21 protein-coding genes are annotated in these 17,805 nt (G+C 46.7%); 13 read left to right on the top strand and 8 right to left on the bottom strand.

From position 1 onward, the window contains the following. Window positions 1–87: 87 nt before the first annotated feature. Genes lptB through MMG82_RS00160 form a run of 5 tightly spaced genes read right to left on the bottom strand, consistent with a single transcriptional unit; the run spans window position 88 to window position 3,439 of the window. Window positions 88–819: an LPS export ABC transporter ATP-binding protein gene (gene lptB, locus MMG82_RS00180; RefSeq protein ID WP_037422019.1), complete on the bottom strand. Its 732-nt coding sequence runs from the start codon at window positions 817–819 to the stop codon at window positions 88–90. Further along, entirely contained in the window at window positions 816–1,367 is a 552-nt protein-coding gene (gene lptA, locus MMG82_RS00175; protein ID WP_055648105.1) for a lipopolysaccharide transport periplasmic protein LptA, read from the bottom strand. Before lptA ends, lptB begins: the two co-directional genes overlap by 4 nt. Beyond that, window positions 1,354–1,914, bottom strand: a complete 561-nt coding sequence (lptC, locus tag MMG82_RS00170; protein ID WP_241406226.1) for an LPS export ABC transporter periplasmic protein LptC — start codon at window positions 1,912–1,914, stop codon at window positions 1,354–1,356. The genes lptA and lptC overlap by 14 nt, the downstream gene beginning before the upstream one ends. Further along, window positions 1,911–2,462 (bottom strand): 3-deoxy-manno-octulosonate-8-phosphatase KdsC, encoded by a 552-nt coding sequence (gene kdsC / locus MMG82_RS00165; RefSeq protein WP_037422031.1) that lies wholly within the window; start codon window positions 2,460–2,462, stop codon window positions 1,911–1,913. Before kdsC ends, lptC begins: the two co-directional genes overlap by 4 nt. Continuing rightward, window positions 2,462–3,439, bottom strand: coding sequence for a KpsF/GutQ family sugar-phosphate isomerase (locus tag MMG82_RS00160; protein WP_037422034.1), 978 nt, complete (start codon window positions 3,437–3,439; stop codon window positions 2,462–2,464). The genes kdsC and MMG82_RS00160 overlap by 1 nt, the downstream gene beginning before the upstream one ends. Before the next feature lie 569 nt (window positions 3,440–4,008). Here MMG82_RS00160 and mlaF point away from each other — a divergent pair. The 7 genes from mlaF to murA are packed head-to-tail and all read left to right on the top strand — an operon-like array spanning window position 4,009 to window position 8,632. Then, complete coding sequence (gene mlaF, locus MMG82_RS00155) at window positions 4,009–4,827, top strand: phospholipid ABC transporter ATP-binding protein MlaF (RefSeq protein ID WP_037427130.1); 819 nt, start codon at window positions 4,009–4,011, stop codon at window positions 4,825–4,827. Next, complete coding sequence (gene mlaE, locus MMG82_RS00150; protein ID WP_037422041.1) at window positions 4,824–5,609, top strand: lipid asymmetry maintenance ABC transporter permease subunit MlaE; 786 nt, start codon at window positions 4,824–4,826, stop codon at window positions 5,607–5,609. The genes mlaF and mlaE overlap by 4 nt, the downstream gene beginning before the upstream one ends. A 54-nt stretch (window positions 5,610–5,663) precedes the next feature. Further along, window positions 5,664–6,137 carry an outer membrane lipid asymmetry maintenance protein MlaD gene (mlaD, locus tag MMG82_RS00145; protein WP_037427133.1) on the top strand — a complete coding sequence of 158 codons (474 nt, stop codon included), beginning with the start codon at window positions 5,664–5,666 and terminating at the stop codon, window positions 6,135–6,137. A gap of 11 nt (window positions 6,138–6,148) precedes the next feature. Next, window positions 6,149–6,802, top strand: a complete 654-nt coding sequence (locus tag MMG82_RS00140; RefSeq protein ID WP_037427135.1) for an ABC transporter substrate-binding protein — start codon at window positions 6,149–6,151, stop codon at window positions 6,800–6,802. A 5-nt stretch (window positions 6,803–6,807) separates the two neighbouring features. Next, a complete protein-coding gene (locus MMG82_RS00135) occupies window positions 6,808–7,092 on the top strand; it encodes an STAS domain-containing protein (protein ID WP_011715854.1) in 285 nt (94 codons plus the stop codon). 16 nt (window positions 7,093–7,108) lie between these two features. Beyond that, window positions 7,109–7,360, top strand: coding sequence for a BolA family protein (locus MMG82_RS00130; protein WP_011621481.1), 252 nt, complete (start codon window positions 7,109–7,111; stop codon window positions 7,358–7,360). A gap of 12 nt (window positions 7,361–7,372) precedes the next feature. Next, on the top strand, window positions 7,373–8,632 hold the full coding sequence (gene murA, locus MMG82_RS00125) for a UDP-N-acetylglucosamine 1-carboxyvinyltransferase (protein ID WP_011073687.1): 1,260 nt from the start codon (window positions 7,373–7,375) through the stop codon (window positions 8,630–8,632). A 518-nt stretch (window positions 8,633–9,150) separates the two neighbouring features. On the opposite strand, the gene MMG82_RS00120 is transcribed toward murA, so the two are convergent. The 3 genes from MMG82_RS00120 to degQ all read right to left on the bottom strand — a co-directional run bounded on the left by MMG82_RS00120 (window position 9,151) and on the right by degQ (window position 12,689). After that, on the bottom strand, window positions 9,151–9,600 hold the full coding sequence (locus MMG82_RS00120) for a hypothetical protein (protein WP_047538721.1): 450 nt from the start codon (window positions 9,598–9,600) through the stop codon (window positions 9,151–9,153). Between the two features lie 528 nt (window positions 9,601–10,128). After that, entirely contained in the window at window positions 10,129–11,211 is a 1,083-nt protein-coding gene (gene degS / locus MMG82_RS00115; protein WP_037427151.1) for an outer membrane-stress sensor serine endopeptidase DegS, read from the bottom strand. 125 nt (window positions 11,212–11,336) lie between these two features. Next, window positions 11,337–12,689: a Do family serine endopeptidase DegQ gene (gene degQ, locus MMG82_RS00110; RefSeq protein ID WP_037422060.1), complete on the bottom strand. Its 1,353-nt coding sequence runs from the start codon at window positions 12,687–12,689 to the stop codon at window positions 11,337–11,339. 440 nt (window positions 12,690–13,129) lie between these two features. Between degQ and zapE the strand changes: the two genes are divergently transcribed. From zapE to motX, 6 genes are all read left to right on the top strand, one after another. Next, entirely contained in the window at window positions 13,130–14,242 is a 1,113-nt protein-coding gene (gene zapE / locus MMG82_RS00105) for a cell division protein ZapE (RefSeq protein WP_047533498.1), read from the top strand. A gap of 298 nt (window positions 14,243–14,540) precedes the next feature. Further along, window positions 14,541–14,969 carry a 50S ribosomal protein L13 gene (gene rplM / locus MMG82_RS00100; protein WP_011073682.1) on the top strand — a complete coding sequence of 143 codons (429 nt, stop codon included), beginning with the start codon at window positions 14,541–14,543 and terminating at the stop codon, window positions 14,967–14,969. A gap of 14 nt (window positions 14,970–14,983) precedes the next feature. Then, window positions 14,984–15,376: a 30S ribosomal protein S9 gene (rpsI, locus tag MMG82_RS00095; protein ID WP_006083052.1), complete on the top strand. Its 393-nt coding sequence runs from the start codon at window positions 14,984–14,986 to the stop codon at window positions 15,374–15,376. 114 nt (window positions 15,377–15,490) lie between these two features. Further along, window positions 15,491–15,679, top strand: a complete 189-nt coding sequence (locus tag MMG82_RS00090; protein WP_047533524.1) for a DUF2065 domain-containing protein — start codon at window positions 15,491–15,493, stop codon at window positions 15,677–15,679. Window positions 15,680–15,745: 66 nt separating this feature from the next. Then, window positions 15,746–17,041 (top strand): adenylosuccinate synthase, encoded by a 1,296-nt coding sequence (locus tag MMG82_RS00085; RefSeq protein WP_037422070.1) that lies wholly within the window; start codon window positions 15,746–15,748, stop codon window positions 17,039–17,041. A gap of 107 nt (window positions 17,042–17,148) precedes the next feature. Beyond that, window positions 17,149–17,805 (top strand): flagellar protein MotX, encoded by a 657-nt coding sequence (gene motX / locus MMG82_RS00080; protein WP_172590603.1) that lies wholly within the window; start codon window positions 17,149–17,151, stop codon window positions 17,803–17,805.

Raw genomic sequence — 17,805 nt, 5'->3', positions numbered from 1 at the left:
TTATTATTGTGAGTTTAGGTCGCTTGATATCATATGGATGGAGCCTAGCGCTCTCAAATTCAAGGCTTATTAGCTTTGTTTTAGTAACTATAGCCTGAATTGTTCACCTAAGTACACAGCCCTAACTTGCTGATTGTCTAAGATCTCTGCGGGTGTGCCCTCGGCAATAAGATTACCGTGACTCACAATGTAAGCATGTTCACAGACGTCTAAGGTCTCGCGCACATTGTGGTCAGTGATAAGTACTCCAAGGCCTCGGCTCTTAAGCTGCTCGATAATTTTCTTGATATCGATAACGGAGATCGGATCAACGCCCGCAAAGGGCTCATCAAGCAGAATAAACTTGGGGTTGGCCGCTAAGGCGCGGGCAATTTCGACGCGGCGACGTTCACCGCCCGATAAGGACATGCCTTGGCTGTCACGAATATGGGTGATATGGAACTCTTCTAGCAGTTGCTCTAGTGCTTCTTCGCGCTGGTCACTATTGAGCTCTTTACGGGTTTGCAGTACCGCCATGATGTTGTCGTGTACGGTTAATTTACGAAAGATACTCGCTTCCTGTGGTAGGTAACCAATACCTTTGCGGGCACGCAGATGCATAGGATCGGCGGTTAAATCATCATCGTCGATAAAGATATGGCCTTTATCGCTTTTAACTAAGCCCACGACCATGTAAAAGGTGGTGGTTTTGCCCGCGCCGTTAGGGCCGAGTAGGCCGACGACTTGACCCGTTTTGACCGTCAGGCTGACATCTTTGACAACCTGACGACTCTTATAACTCTTGGCGAGATTCTGTGCTTTTAAGGTGATTTGGGTCATTTAGAATCCTGTTTTTTCACAGGTTTATCTGTTGGTGTATTTTTGAGTTCTTCCTGATAATTATCAGGTTGAATAATGGTAATTACGCGATCATCACCATTGCCGCTACTTTCGGCGATCAGTTTTTGCTGAATAATATCGTAACGAATTAAATTGCCTGTAACTTGACTACCCGCTTGGTCTAGGGTCGCTGTACCAGTTAGGGTCAACGTCCGAGTGGCCATTTCATAGCGAATCTCTTTGGCGCTAGCAGATGCAGGGCGGCCATCATCCAGGATTTGGCTGTAGGTTGCTGGATTTCCTGTAGCCAGTAAGACTTTACTATTTTCGCCTTCGACAGAAAATGCACGGAGTTGATCCGCATGGATTTTAATTGAGCCTTGAACAACTTCAACGGGACCGAAGAAAATGATCTGATTGTTTTTAATGTCCGCAGTTTGACTGACGGCTTTAATTTTCACTTCTTGCTGTAAGTCACCGATCTTGGCGAAGGCATTCATGCTTGTCATTAGCATTAGGCTGGCAAGTAATATGTTATTTTGCTTCATAGGTTCCTACTACCTGACTGGTCAATTGCACTTCCTGCGCGTTAAGGTCGGCATAAAGGCCTTGCCCTTGAATATTAAAATCTTTCCCTGTGACGTAAATGATGCGGTCAGAGGTCATTATCATTGTGTTGAGATCGAGTTCTAAAAAACTGGTGGACAAGGTTTGTATCGGTTCACCAGGGCTGATGGCATCGATAATAACATTATTTTCTAATACAACCTTGCCAGTATCTTTGTTGAGTCGACCTTGATCGGCTTTGATCTGCCATTTTGCTTTACCTTGGTCGGGATACACAAGATAGACAGGCTGAATAAAGTCTGTTTGGTTTTTAAGCTCATAGTGTTCCATGTGCTTTGCCGTGACACGACTATTGACTTGTCCTTGCTCGTTAAACTCGATGCTGCGCAGATCTTCGATAATGTAGTCGGGTCTGTCTGTATCATTCAGGCTGCTATCGGTATCGCCACCGCGTTTTTGTTGGACCTGCCAATACAGCACGAGTGCAGTACCAAAAAAAGCAATAATGGCGAGGGTCACACGACTCATATGCTCATCCCATGGGCTGAGGTAAATTTGTTTTGACTCAGAAGTAACAGATCTGTCAGCTCTCTGAGCGCACCATGACCACCATTTAACTGGGTCACAAAATGGGCGTGTTGGCGCACATAGGGATGTCCATCGGCGACACAGACGGCAAGACCGACGACATTCATCACTGGCAGGTCGACAATATCATCACCGATATAGGCAACTTCTTCAGGTGTGACATTGTAGAGCGACAGCAGTTCTTCATAGGGGACAAATTTATTATCCACACCTTGATAAATATGGGTTACACCGAGGGCCGTCATGCGGTTTTCAACAATTTTAGACTGGCGGCCTGTTATCACGGCCAGATTAAAGCCACTGGTCAATAATGAACGCACGCCATAACCATCGCGGGTATGGAAGGCTTTGAGCTCCTCACCCGAGTTGCTTAAATAAATGCGGCCGTCAGAAAATACCCCATCCACATCGCAGATCAGCAGTTTAATTTTTTGCGCTCTTTGCCACACATCATCGCTGATCGGGCCGTAAAATCCTTGCTGTGGCATTAAATGACTCCCGCTTTAACCATATCGAGCATATTGAGCGCCCCGACAGGATGATTGTCTTTATCTATCACTATCAGGCCGTTGATATTTTTTGAGTCCATCACTTGCAGCGCCTGCGCTGCCAAGACGTTTTCAGTAATTGTGACACAGTTTCGCGTCATCACATCGGCGATAGGCGTGGTGCGTAGGTTGACTTGGGCATCGATAACGCGGCGTAGGTCGCCGTCGGTAAAAATACCCACGAGTTTGTTTTGTTCATCGATCACCGCCGTCATGCCTAGGCCCTTCTTGGAGATTTCATACAGGGCATCGGTGATGCAGATATCGTGTTTAACCAGTGGTAAATCATCGCCACTGTGCATGACATTACTGACTTTTAACAGTAGCTTACGCCCTAGGGCACCGCCTGGGTGAGACATGGCAAAGTCTTCCCGAGTAAAGCCTTTGGCTTGCAGCAGCGCAATGGCCATTGCATCACCCATTACTAAGGTTGCGGTGGTGCTCGAAGTTGGCGCAAGCCCGAGCGGACAGGCTTCTTCAGGCACTTCAATACATAAATGAATTTTGGCCAAACGTGCCATCGTGGACTCAGGTTTGCCCGTCATAGCAATCACGGGAATGGCTTTACGTTGGATAACGGGCATCAGCGCAAGGATTTCGCTCGATTCACCCGAGTTTGAAATGGCGAGGATAATATCATTATCAGAGAGTACGCCTAAGTCGCCATGGCTGGCTTCGCCTGGATGCACAAAGAAGGCAGGGGTGCCAGTGCTGGCGAGGGTAGCAGAGATTTTATTACCAATATGGCCAGATTTCCCCATCCCCATCACGATGACTTTGCCGGTGCAGTTGAGGATTAACTCGCAGGCTTGGGCGAATTCAACGGAATCGACATATTGATAAAGATTGTCGAGGGCCGATTTTTCAATATCGATGACTTTACAGCCCCACTGGCGCAATTGTGATTGGTCTACCATGTCTATCTCTCTTCTTGCATTGTCTTTGTCGCCCCGTCTGGGATTGGAATAGCACAATTTGGTACGCGATAAAGATGATAAAATTAACGGCTTGTTACTTTGAGTCGCATGCTATTGTTTAAGCTCTGCGCCTAGGCATTAGGGCAGAATATATCGTTTAGCCATTGAATGCCTTGAGCAATATCATCGTCTTTGGTATTTCCCTTTTGCCACCCGCAGTGAGTAAGGTAACTATGATGGCCAGTTTGATGCTTAATTGCAGAACTCAATAGCGTTTTTAAGTTAAGTTGTACTCACATTATCTTTGTATCAATTAGCTTATGTCTTGACCGTTTACAAAACCATTTTGCTAATTTATCAACACTGCTGAAAACATTAAGTAACACTTTAGCTTCACAGAGCGAAAACTTAGGGCGCATTCTCGCTGGAAATGAGGCAAATTGAAAGTATCGCAGGACGATAGTGTCGATTCTGTTGTAGGTTAAAGCGCAATTACGTACAATTTGCGGCTCTTCGATTGGTCTGGGCAGGAAGCGTAGGCCACCTCTTTTCAAATATCGGAATCAAGCATGACTCAAGAACAAACGCCGTTGGTTGAGATCCGTCATTTGGGCTTTCGCCGTGGCCAGCGTGTCATATATGAAGATATTAGCCTGTCTATCCCTAGGGGCAAAGTCACCGCCATTATGGGACCGAGTGGTATAGGTAAGACCACCTTGCTCAAGCTTATCGGCGGCCAATTAACACCCGATAGCGGCCAAGTGTTGTTCGATGGACAGGATGTGCATGCGGCGAGCCGTAGCGAATTATTCGAACTGCGCAAGCGCATGAGTATGTTGTTTCAAAGTGGCGCATTATTCACCGATATTAACGTCTTCGATAACGTTGCCTTTGCGCTGCGTGAACATTCAGGCCTGCCCGAAGAGATTATTCGGACTATCGTGCTGATGAAACTTGAGGCCGTTGGTCTACGGGGCGCCGCGCAAATGATGCCCAGCGAGTTATCCGGTGGGATGCAGCGCCGCGCTGCCTTAGCTCGGGCTATAGCCCTTGAACCAGAAATGGTCATGTACGATGAACCCTTTGCCGGACAAGACCCTATTTCTATGGGCGTGCTGGTTAAGCTTATCCGCGAACTTTCCGATGCTCTTAATTTAACCTCGGTTGTGGTGTCCCACGATGTGGATGAAGTGCTCGGGATTGCAGATTATGTGTATGTGGTTGCAGATAAAAAAGTTATTGCCCATGGCACGCCTGAGGAGTTAAAGCATGCGGATAATCCGCAGCTCAAGCAGTTTATTCAAGGTGCGCCAGATGGTCCTGTGCCGTTCCATTATCCGGCAAAGGATTACCAGCAAGAATTATTGGCAAAAGGAGTTGGCAAGTGAAGTTATTAGATAGTATTGCCGACCTTGGCCGCAGCGCTATCGAGTTAGTGCTCGGTTTTGGCCGTGCAGGCCTGATGCTGTGGGGCGCGATTGTTCGTTGGCCTCGGGTGCGTAAAGGTTTTCCATTATTAGTGCGCCAAATCTATGTGGTCGGCGTACAATCTATGGTCATTATTGTGGTCTCCGGCCTGTTTATCGGCATGGTGTTGGCGCTGCAGGGCTACAACATCTTAGTCGGGTTTGGTACGGAGGAGAGCTTAGGCCCGATGGTGGCCTTAAGTTTACTGCGTGAACTTGGCCCCGTGGTTACAGCCTTGTTATTTGCTGGCCGCGCAGGTTCGGCACTCACCGCCGAAATCGGTCTGATGAAGAGTACCGAGCAGTTATCCAGCTTAGAGATGATGGCGATTGACCCACTGCGGCAAATCATTGCGCCACGCTTTTGGGCGGGTGTAATAAGCATGCCGTTGTTGGCGCTGATGTTTACTGCGGTAGGTATTTATGGCGGCCATTTAGTGGGCGTGGAATGGAAGGGGATCGATGGTGGTGCCTTCTGGTCGATTCTGCAAGCCTCGGTAGAATGGCGCCAAGACATAGTGAACTGCCTGATTAAGAGTGGCGTATTTGCCGTGGTGGTGACTTGGATTGCGCTATATCGTGGTTATCAAGTGATCCCTAATCCAGAGGGGATCAGCCGTGCAACTACTTCAACTGTGGTGCAATCGAGCCTCGCCGTACTGGCATTGGACTTTTTACTAACAGCCCTGATGTTTGGCCGCTAACGGATTGCAGCGCCAAGGATACAGATCGACGGATTAACAGAGTGGTAACTGAGCATGTTGACACGAAAAATTGAATTATTAGTGGGTGTGTTTCTCTTAACGGGCTTAGCGGCCTTTTTAGTGTTGGTGTTTAAAGTCGCCAATATCGAAGTGCAGACCAGCGACAGTAGCTATACCCTCACCGCCAACTTCACCAATATCGGTGGCTTGAAGGTTCGCTCTCCGGTCAAGGTTGGCGGCGTCGTGGTTGGCCGCGTGAGTAAGATTGATTTAGACCCAGTCAAACTGGTGGCTGTGGTGACGATTGTGATGGACAAGCGTTTCGATAAATTTCCTGAAACCAGTAGCTTAGCTATTTTAACTTCAGGTTTGCTCGGTGAGCAGTTCCTCGGATTAACACCAGGCTTTGTCGATGATGACGTGAGTATGCTTAAGGATGGCGACAAAATTGACGATACTCGCTCAGCATTAGTGTTAGAAGATCTGATTGGTCAGTTCTTATATAGTATGGGTTCAAAGGATAAATAGGGGTTACCGCTATGTTTAAACGCTTATCGCGCTTATTACTGCCGTTAGTATGGATGTTTACTGCAACGACCGCACTGGCGGATGACGCTCAGGTTAACACTATGGATCCTTATGCCATGGTGAAATCTGTTGCCAACAAAACCTTCGATCGGTTCCACAAAGACAAGGCGTTGATTGACGCTGATGCGGATCATCTCAAGGTGATTGTGCGTGAAGAATTAATGCCTTACATCGACTATAAATACGCCTCTTACAAAGTGTTAGGTCAGTATTTAAAAGAGTCGACTGAAGATCAGCGCAATCGTTTCGTCGATGCTTTTGAAGGCTACTTAGTTTCAACCTATGCCCAAGCTTTTACCGAATACACTAACCAAAAAGTGGAGTTTTCGCCTGGTAGTGATTTCAGCAATGAGAAGATTGTCGATGTAAACGTACAGATTATCGAAGCGGGTCGTCCGCCGATTAAGCTGTTGTTTAAAGTTCGTCGCCTCAAGGATGACTCTTGGAAGGCGTTTGACCTAGTCGCTGAAGGCGTGAGTTTGCTGTCCTCTAAGCAATCTGAAATCTCGAACCTTATCCGCCAACAGGGGATTGATTCAGTGATTAAGATGTTGGAAGAGCGCACCAAAGACAAAGTGACTAAAAAGCCTAAAGCAGGGAAGTAAGCGCCGTGGTTGAATTTGTGCAACAGGGTAAAATTTGCCACCTCAAAGGGCGTTTATCACAGGAGCAAGTGGTCGCACTTTGGCCGCAAAGGCAAAGCCTGTTAAGCCAAGACACCCAAATGTTGTCGCTCACTGAGCTGGAGTACAGCGACAGTGCTGGCGTGGCATTTTTGCTGGCGTTAGTGCGTCAGCATGGCACGCCATTGCAGTTGTGCTCAGCATCGGATCAGCTAAAAAAATTAATCGACTTATATGATTTACAGTCCTTCTTCACCGAAGAAGCGAATTGAAAAGGTAACGAATTTCATGGAATGCAGCTTAATAGAACAGATTTTACGTGACGCGTTAGCACTCGATGAAGTGCACGCCAGCTCCGATGGCAGCCACTACAAAGTGATTGCCGTGGGTGAATGTTTTGACGGTATGAGCCGCGTAAAACAACAACAAGCCATTTATGCACCCCTGATGAGCTATATCGCCAGCGGTGAGTTACATGCATTAACGATTAAAACTTTCACGCCGACTCAATGGAAACGCGAGAAAATTTTCAACAGCTAGTAGTGAGGAAAAGTGGATAAATTAGCGATTCAAGCAAGCCCTCCGCTTGCTGGTGATGTGATTATTTCCGGTGCCAAAAACGCTGCGCTGCCGATTCTAATGGCAGGCGTGTTAGCCGAAACTGACTTTGTGGTCTCAAACGTCCCTAATTTGCGTGATGTGAGCACCAGCTGCAAATTGCTGCGTTGCCTAGGCGCCGATGTGGATGAGTTGGGCGAAGGTAAGATCCGTATTTCGACCAAGAACCTTAATGAGTTTTGTGCTCCTTACGACCTCGTTAAGACCATGCGTGCCTCGATTCTGATCCTTGGGCCGTTATTAGCCCGCTATGGCACCGCAGACGTGTCATTACCCGGTGGCTGCGCCATTGGTGCTCGTCCAGTAAACCTTCACTTACATGGCCTCGAAATGATGGGCGCCAAGATTGAAGTGAAAGAAGGTTATATCAAGGCCCGTGTCGATGGTCGCTTAAAGGGCGCCCATATTTTTATGGACATGGTGAGCGTAGGCGCGACCGAAAACCTGTTGATGGCCGCGGCACTTGCCGATGGTGAAACCGTGATTGAAAACGCGGCCCGTGAACCAGAAGTGATTGACTTAGCTAACTGTTTGATTGCCATGGGCGCGAAGATCACCGGTGTGGGCAGTGCCACACTGCGTATTCAAGGGGTTGAGCGTCTTCAGGGCTGTGAATATCGTGTGATGCCGGATCGTATTGAAACCGGTTCATTCCTTGTTGCCGCCGCTGTGACCCGTGGTCGTATCCGTTGCTTAAAGGCAGACCCAGCTTCGTTAGAGTCTGTTATCGCGAAACTCGAAGATGCGGGTGCCAAGATCACTACAGGTGAAGATTGGATTGAACTCGACATGGAAGGCAAGCGTCCAAAAGCGGTAAATATCAAGACGGCACCATATCCTGGTTTTCCAACCGATATGCAGGCACAGTTCTGTGTGCTCAACGTATTAGCCCAGGGCACAGCGACCATTACCGAAACCATCTTCGAAAACCGCTTTATGCACGTGCCAGAACTTATCCGTATGGGCGCGACCATGGAGCTTGAAGGCAATACCTGCATTATCCAAGGCATTGAGTCTTTGAGTGGTGCGCAGGTAATGGCGACCGATTTACGTGCGTCGGCAAGCTTGGTGATTGCAGGCTTAGTCGCCGATGGTAAAACCATTGTCGATCGCATCTATCACTTAGATCGCGGCTATGAGCATATCGAGCAGAAGTTCCAAGGGTTGGGCGCGCATGTAGAGCGTGTGCAATAACATTTGCGTAGGATTCGCTCCCAATAAAAAAACCAGCCAAGTGCTGGTTTTTTTATTGAGCGCAATTTATTTGGGTAAAAAGGAAAGGGACAAAAGCGTGTCAGGTCATCGGTTGTATCAGGTGAATTTCGGATAAAAATTTCTATGGATTAACTATAAGCACAGGGGCGCGAACTTGTGAGCGTCCCGCGGCCGCAGGCCGCTACTGATGCGTGTTGTTAGCAACCCGTGCAACAAACAACAACAGCCGTGCAATTTTAAAACTTGCGGCTGCACAACAGAAAAACACCATGCTACCGCCCGGGTCGTTGGCGCAAGACGCCAACGGTTTGAGTTACTTTTAAGCGCCTTGCCAAGCCAGTTTTATAATGGCAAACGGCGTTGAAATAACGAACGGGCTAACCCACCGAACGTACTGAAAATGCGCTATTGCACCGTTCATGCTTTTGCAAGCTAACTACCAAAGCAGCGGCGCGCGTTAGCGCGTCCAGCCCGCAGGGCGATGCTGCCTTTGCTTGTTAGTGGCCTTTGACAAATAGCTCGCATTTATAGCCGCCGTCCTCACTTTCCAAGTTTTCACTTACATAGAGGGTATATTTCCCTGGTTTAGAAAATATCGTCTCATTAGCGCTTTTGTTATCCCACCGATACCCTGTTGTGGTTGGAGATATTTCAATTTTCTTTGCGCTTTCAAACTGTGGAGAAGACATTAAAGACTTCATGGTTGATGGCGGTGAGCCAACTACCAAAAATAGCCATAGGTTTTCGTCGTGCCTGTATAAGGCAAGTTCCTTACCGTGATGCTCACTAAGATTAACTCGGAGAACATCGTCGCGGCCTAACTCGCGTGGAATGCAAGAAACCATTTCATCTGATTCTAACCAGATAGTTTCTGGAGCCTCTGATTCCTCAGCGATCCCATGTGAGCTCAGAAGAGCAAAGATAAAAAATAAGATTCGATTCATCATTGACCACTAACATTTTATTAGTGCGCATGCGCGTTTACCTCATTAGACCAGTAAAAACGCGCATCATTAACTGTTTGTATTGCAAAGAACTTATCAGCTTTTTATCTAATACACCATCCGGAAAAACGCGCATGCGCGTTTTCCAAACCTATTAACTAATTTTGGGAAAGTTTATGCGAATGATTTTTAAGGGTTTTATAAATTTTAGGCTGGATAAACGCGCAAACTAATGAGTGTAAAAACACTCAAAAGCATCTAAATTTAAATACGACTGTATACCCATACATTGTTAGTCGATTTCTGGTAAGGCCAAACATAGCCAAATAGATAAGAATTTGTATGGCAGCAGATGTGGGAATTTTCGTTTGAGCTAATGAGCCTAAACACACAAAGGGGCAAAAGTCCGTTAGAAATGGCAGTGCTATATTTAGCTCTGCATTTGAGGGTAGGTAATAGGTGATTTGGACGATGACTCAGAATGAGGTTTTACATGCCTCATTCTGAGATTAACAAAGTTAGTTACAGAGCTTAATTATCGACGACGACTTTTTCATCGATAATAACGGGTAGTTCCTGCTGTTTACCTTGGCGGATAACTGTCATCATGATTTTCTTGCCGGGCGTAGTTTCGGCAATTCTATCCATCAGCATTTCGACCCCAGGCACATCTTCGTCGCCGTATTTGATGATTACATCCCTTGGTTGTAGCTGCGCTCGTGCCGCTGGACCATTAGGATCGACACCAGTAACTAATACACCACGTAAATCGGGCAGGTTGAGGATTTGTGCCACAACTGGGTTAATCGGTTCGCCAGAGATCCCTAAGGCACCACGGATCACTCGACCATTTTTAATCAGTTTACCCATAATGCTGTGGGCCAGTTTAATCGGGATCGCGAAGTTAATGCCGTGGCCGCCACCTTCGCCGCCCACTTGGAAGGCGGCGGTGTTGATACCAATCAGGCTACCATTAGTGTCGATTAAGGCGCCGCCTGAGTTACCGGCGTTAATCGCGGCATCTGTCTGTAAAAAGTCTAAATAACCCGAACTCAAGCCGTTACGACCCGTGGCGCTGATAATACCTTGGGTAATGGTTTGCCCAAGGTTATAAGGGTTACCAATGGCTAATACCACATCACCAACCTGCGGTGGGCTGTCGAGATTGACTGGCACAGTAGGAAGATTATCGCCTTCGATCTTAAGCACAGAAAGATCGGTTTCGGGATCAAAACCTACGACTTCCGAGGTGAATTTGCGGCCATCTTGTAGGGCGACTACAATTTCATCGGCTTTTTTAATGACATGATAATTCGTGAGAATATAGCCTTCTTTACTCATGATCACCCCAGATCCTAAACCTTGGAGTGAGCCAGAATTCAATGGACGGCTCTGATCGATACTTAAGCTGTAAATATTGACTACGGCAGGTGCTGCGCGGCGCACTGCCTTAGCAAAGGACAGTTCAACTGTATTATTACCGCGGTTTTGCAGAAGTGAATTGCCAAGACTCTTATTATCGAAGTAGTGAGTCACCAATAAAAACATGGCCGCCATGATAAGGCCGAAAAGCACGGCTTTACCGAGATATAACAGGGTTTCTTTTATTGTCATGGCAGGCTAAGTATTAAAAAAGGTGAGTTAGATTAACATGTTTAACAAGTTAAAGCATAGGGAACGCGCGTTCCCTATGCTGATCTGCATCTGATTATGGGATATAAATCAGACCGGCGTATCGATTAACGCAGCACTAGGTACAATAAGCTCTTACCACGCAGGATCTTCAGGGCTACAGCACCTTCTTGATCTTTGAGCTGTTCCTTGAGTGATTTGAGATCTTTCACCGCAGAACGATTGATACCGACAATCAAATCGCCTTTTTGCAGACCACTCATTGCCGCAGGCGAGCCTTGCGCGACATCGGTAATTTCAACCCCTTTAGAGGCATTTTCTAATGAGGCTCCTTGCAACATAGGATGTACAGCACCAGCCGCTTTTTCAGTGGTTTGGCTTGCTTCGCCTAAGGTGACACTCACGGTCTTCTTATCGCCATCACGGATAAGGCCCAGTTCGACCTTGGCGCCTGCGCCCATGGTTGCCACTTTAGCTCGCAGCTCTTGGAACGACTTAATTGCTCGTCCATCCACGCTGACAATAATATCGCCCGCTTTAATACCTGCTTTTTCGGCAGCACTGCCCGCAGTGACTTCATTCACAAAGCCCCCGTGCTGAGTGTCTAACCCAAAGCCTTGGGCAAGTTGGCTATCTAAATCACGGCCTGAAATCCCCAATACACCACGGCGGACCTCACCGTGTTCGGCAATTTGAGCCACGAGGTTTTTCACCATGTTTGCGGGAATCGCAAAACCGATACCGACGTTACCACCGTTTGGTGCGACGATAGCCGTGTTAATACCGATCAGTTCACCTTTAAGGTTAACCAGCGCGCCGCCCGAGTTACCACTATTGATAGCTGCGTCGGTTTGGATAAAGTTTTCAAGCATTTCAATGCCTAAACCACTACGGCCTAGGGCACTGACAATCCCTGAGGTCACGGTTTGTCCTAGACCGAAGGGGTTACCAATAGCCACGGCAAAGTCACCAACACGCAGCTCATCTGAGTCGGAGGTTTTAATTGCGACCAGATTTTTAGCTTCGATTTGCAGTAAGGCAATGTCGGATTCTGAGTCGGTACCAATCAATTTGGCTTTGACTTCACGGCCGTCATGTAAGCCAACTTGGATATCATCGGCACCGTCAATCACATGGTTATTGGTGACAATATAGCCTTTGTCAGCATCGATAATCACACCAGAGCCTAAGCCTCTAAATGGACGCTCTTGTACTTGTTCCTGCGGTGCATTCGGGCCGAAGAAATAGCGGAACACATCCGGAACGCGTTGTTTAGAAACATGGGTGCCGGAAACCGCTACAGAAACCACTGCGGGAGTCGTGCGCTCTAGCATAGGCGCAAGACTGGGTATGGGTTGTCCCTCAACAGATTGCGGTATAGCGGCCTGTGAAACCGCAGGCATCATTGTCAGGGTTGCGGCTAACATTGCGGCTGAAAGTACAGATAATTTCGTTTTCATCTATTCATAACTCCAAATAAGGGATCAAGGATCTGGATGTAATGCGTCGTCAGTTTGTGTCCGCACCAGATCGAATCTGTATCGTTACCGGCTATTTGCCTAGGTAACCATTCGGACACGCACCTCATTGAAAAAGTTCATCAATATTAACAAAGGTTAATTTCTTAACGGTTATTTTATCAACATTTTATTGACTGTAACTGAAGTGAAACCTGTGGGCTTTTAAGGTATTTTTCAAGCCCCAATAACTTCCAACCATTGAGTTTAATCAGCTAACAGCATAGTTCTTCCTAATCAGTTTTATCATATTAAGCCGTTGTGCTGGGCCTCTCCGCAAGCTCACTACAGATCCAAGTTGATAGGGTATAAATATATGCTGCGTCATCTTGGCCGTGTTAATATCGACGCAGTTTTTCCAAAGGATAAAAGAGAATAATAACGTGCCCCAGTTAAGCCCTTGGCAGCATTATCAAAAAGATCTTACTCGTGATGGTTTTACCCATGATCCGGCGCAGGAAATGGCGGTAAAGGCGCTGCAACGCGTTTATGAGGATCTCACCGTAGCCGAAGAGCCTAACTCTTTATTTGGTAAGCTATTGACTTCTTTTGGCTTAAAGTCGGCACCCGCGCCTACAAAAGGGCTTTATCTTTGGGGAGGCGTAGGCCGCGGCAAAACCTATTTGATGGACACCTTCTTTGATGCATTACCTGGTAATCAAAAGTTAAGGGCGCACTTTCATCGTTTTATGCATCAACTGCATTTAGATTTAGACACCCTTAAAGGTACGCGCGATCCATTATTAGTGATTGCCAAACAAATGGCGGCAAAATATAAAGTCATTTGTTTTGATGAGTTTTTCGTGTCAGATATCACCGACGCCATGTTGCTTGGCACCTTATTCCAAGCGCTTTTTAAAGAAGGCGTGGTCTTAGTGGCGACTTCAAATATCATCCCCGATGACCTATATAAAAATGGGTTGCAACGGGCGCGATTTCTTCCTGCGATCGCGCTGATCAATCAGCATTGTGAAGTATTAAATGTGGATTCGGGTATCGACTACCGTCTACGGACGTTAGAGCAGGCAGAAATTTACCACTATCCACTTGATGAGCAGGCCGATACTAACTTACTGCGTTATTTCCGTCAGTTAGCGCCTGAGGCCGAGATTTCAACTGACGCGATTGAAATTGAAGGCCGTGAAATATCCATTCGCCAACAGGCGCAAGGCGTCTTACTGGCGGATTTTAGAGCCTTATGTGATGGCCCCCGTAGTCAGCGGGATTATATGGAACTGGCGCGGATTTATCATACCGTGCTGGTGAGTGGCATTGAGCAAATGGGCGCATTTTTAACGGGTGATGATATCGCCAGACGCTTTTTGGCCATGGTGGATGAGTTTTACGAACGAAACGTTAAATTGATCGTGTCCGCGCAGGTGCCGTTAGAAGACATTTATGCCGACGGCTTATTGAGTTTTGAATTCAGACGTTGTCGTTCCCGTTTGATTGAAATGCAATCCCACGATTACTTAAAATCAGAGCATTTACCCTAAGTCTTAGACTATTGCAGAGCGTGCTTTGCGAGGTTTTTCTCGACAAATCTTCAGTGGCTCATTCCTTAGCGTAGTAATGAGCCACATCGATCGAATTTTTATGATTTTTGTCAAAATATCAGGTGATTTTTAACTCACGTTTGTCTATAATCCGCCACCTGCCCACGTTACTCCACCAAACTAGGTGGAAGTTGTACGCCGAGTTAAGTACTCGAAGGGGTACTGAAAGGCAATTTTGTGTTGTTTGTCATTGCAAGCAACATGTGAGACAGAAAATTAACTTTGGGTTTTTGTAATAATGAAGACTTTTACTGCTACACCAGAAACTGTAACTCGTGACTGGTTCGTCGTTGATGCAGACGGCAAAACTTTAGGTCGTATCGCTACCGAAATCGCTCTGCGTTTACGCGGTAAGCACAAGCCTGAATACACTCCTCACGTTGACACTGGTGATTACATCATCGTTATCAACGCTGAGAAAGTTACTGTTACTGGTAACAAAGCGCAAGGCAAGACGTACTACTCGCACTCAGGCTTCCCTGGTGGCATTAAGCAAATCAGCTTTGAAAAGCTGCAAGCTCATAAGCCAGAAATGATCATCGAGAAAGCAGTTAAGGGTATGTTACCAAAAGGTCCACTGGGCCGTGCCATGTTCCGTAAACTGAAAGTTTACGCTGGCGCAGAACATAACCACGCTGCACAACAACCTCAAGTTCTTGATATCTAAACGGGATTAAGCAAATGGCTGCAACTCAGTACTACGGCACTGGCCGTCGCAAAACCTCTACAGCACGCGTATTCGCTAAAGCTGGTAGTGGCAACATCGTTGTAAATCAACGTCCTTTGGACCAATACTTTGGTCGTGAAACTGCTCGTATGGTTGTTCGTCAACCATTAGAGTTAGTTGAAATGACTGACAAGCTGGACATCTATGTAACTGTTAAAGGCGGTGGTATCACTGGCCAAGCAGGTGCAATCCGTCACGGTATCACTCGTGCCCTGATGCAATTAGATGAAGCTCTGCGTCCATCATTACGTTCTGCTGGTTTCGTTACCCGTGACGCTCGTAAAGTTGAGCGTAAGAAAGTGGGTCTACGTAAAGCACGTCGTAAGCCACAATTCTCTAAGCGTTAATACGTTTTGGAATCTCAAAAAACCCAGCTTATGCTGGGTTTTTTATTGCCTAAAATTGGTTATCCTCGTATTAATCACCGATTTTTAGGGTAGAAAAAGCTAAGAGAGAGGAAGATGAGCTTACAGTTATTTATGCTAGCCGTGGCACTGGTGTTGATTTTGGAAGGTGTGGGACCATTGTTATTCCCCAATAAATGGCGCCGATATTTAAATGAACTTTCCAATCAAAATCAGCAAGTTTTGCGTCGAATCGGTGGCTCATTAGTCACTGCTGGTGTGGTCATTTTGATTATTTTTTCATAAATGCCTTACCACTTGCGGTTTAAAATCTGTTAGAATTCTTTTTTAACCACAACCTTGCAGCAAACAATGGGCAAAAACGTAGTTGTTCTCGGCACTCAATGGGGTGACGAAGGAAAAGGTAAGATTGTCGACCTTCTAACAGAACAGGCAAAATATGTAGTTCGCTACCAGGGCGGTCATAACGCAGGTCACACTTTAGTGATCAATGGCGATAAAACCGTACTTCATCTGATCCCATCAGGCATCCTACGCGACAATGTGAAATGCATTATCGGTAATGGTGTGGTGCTTGCACCCGACGCACTGATGAAAGAAATCAACATGCTCAAAGAGCGTGGCATTCCTGTTGAGGAACGTCTGCTGATTTCTGAAGCATGTCCGCTGATCCTACCATTCCACAGTGCCTTAGACATCGCTCGCGAAAAAGCGCGCGGTAACAAAGCTATTGGTACTACGGGTCGTGGAATTGGTCCTGCGTATGAAGATAAGATTTCTCGTCGCGGTCTGCGTGTGGGCGATCTGTTCAATGCTGAACTATTTGCTGAAAAGCTGAAAGAAGTTATGGCATATCATAACTTTATGCTGACAGAGTACTACAAAGTTGACGCCGTAGATTACGAGCAAACACTTAGCGATGCGTTAGCCTTAGCTGACTATCTGAAGAGCATGTGTGTTGACGTGACTGAACTTTTGGATAACGCGCGTAAAGCGGGTGAGCCAATCCTGTTCGAAGGCGCACAAGGTACACTGTTAGACATTGACCACGGTACTTATCCGTTTGTGACTTCGTCAAATACGACCGCAGGTGGTGTGGCGACAGGCAGCGGCTTTGGTCCACGTCATTTAGACTATGTCTTAGGTATCATGAAGGCATACACCACTCGCGTTGGTGCTGGTCCTTTCCCAACTGAACTCTTATGTGAAGTGGGTGATCATTTAGGGACTAAAGGTCATGAATTTGGTGCGACTACTGGTCGTAAACGTCGTCCAGGTTGGTTAGATGCAGTGGCAATGCGCCGCGCAGTACAAATCAACAGCGTAAGCGGCTTCTGCTTAACAAAGTTAGACGTACTTGATGGCCTGAAAGAAGTGAAGATCTGTGTGGGTTATCAACATCCAGATGGCACTATCTCCAAAGTTACGCCATTAGCAGCTGAAGGTTATGAGCAGGTCACTCCTGTTTATGAAACTATGCCAGGCTGGAGCGAGTCAACTTTCGGTGCGACCTCTTTAGATCAGTTACCGCAAGCAGCTATCAACTACATCAAGCGTATTGAAGAGTTGTTAGAAACGCCGATCGACATCATTTCTACCGGTCCAGACCGTAATGAGACGATGATTTTAGTTAGCCCGTTTAACTAAAATCGTAGAGGCCGTGTTTCACGGCCTTTTCTTCCTCTGCTGTTCCTTCCTGTTTGCTTTCGTGGTTAGAAATTCGGCTCGAGCTCAAGAAATAGGTTATACTGCCGATGCAAGTATTCACCTTATTGTCATTGAGAGTCGTTATGCTACGTACTGCATTAGTTGCGCTGCTGCCCTTAGTATCTTCAATGTGCTTTGCTGAAACACAGGCGGTGGATATTTATTCTCAAGATCAATTACTTGAAATGATCCGCGGTGAAAAGTATTTGGCAAGAGTCAAACAAGATGACTGTCAGTTAGTGCAAGACATCGAAGCGCGCGCAGAAGTCTTAAAGCAGCCCCTGTATCAGTTTTTGTGGGGAGAAATGCTCAACCACGGAATCTGTGTAAAAGCCAATGCGGTCAAAGGGATGGGGTTATTGCGTGATGCAGCTGAGCAGGGCAGCCCCGAGGCCATGGTGAAACTTGCCGAATATTATCAAAATGGTAAGTTTGTTATTCGTAATAAAGACCGTGCGGTCAATTATTTATTGCCAGCGGCAGCGAGCGGTAGTTTAGCCGCGCGGATGATGCTGGTCCGTTTATACGGTGAAGGTTATGGTAGTCCAAGAGACTATGAAATGGCCTATAACTGGTTATACAACAATGTATTTACCGATGAGGCGACTAAGAAAAAAGCCTTGTCATTACTGCAGGTGTTAGCCGCTAAAATGCCCGCCAGTGCAGTGGCGCGGGCCCAGCAAGAGCACTTGCGAACCCGTTGA

It is taken from the genome of Shewanella sp. MM_2022_3, assembly GCF_022557375.1.
GTDB lineage: Bacteria > Pseudomonadota > Gammaproteobacteria > Enterobacterales > Shewanellaceae > Shewanella > Shewanella xiamenensis.
Note: the sequence above shows the minus strand (reverse complement) of the source record. Positions and strands in the feature narration are given on the sequence as shown.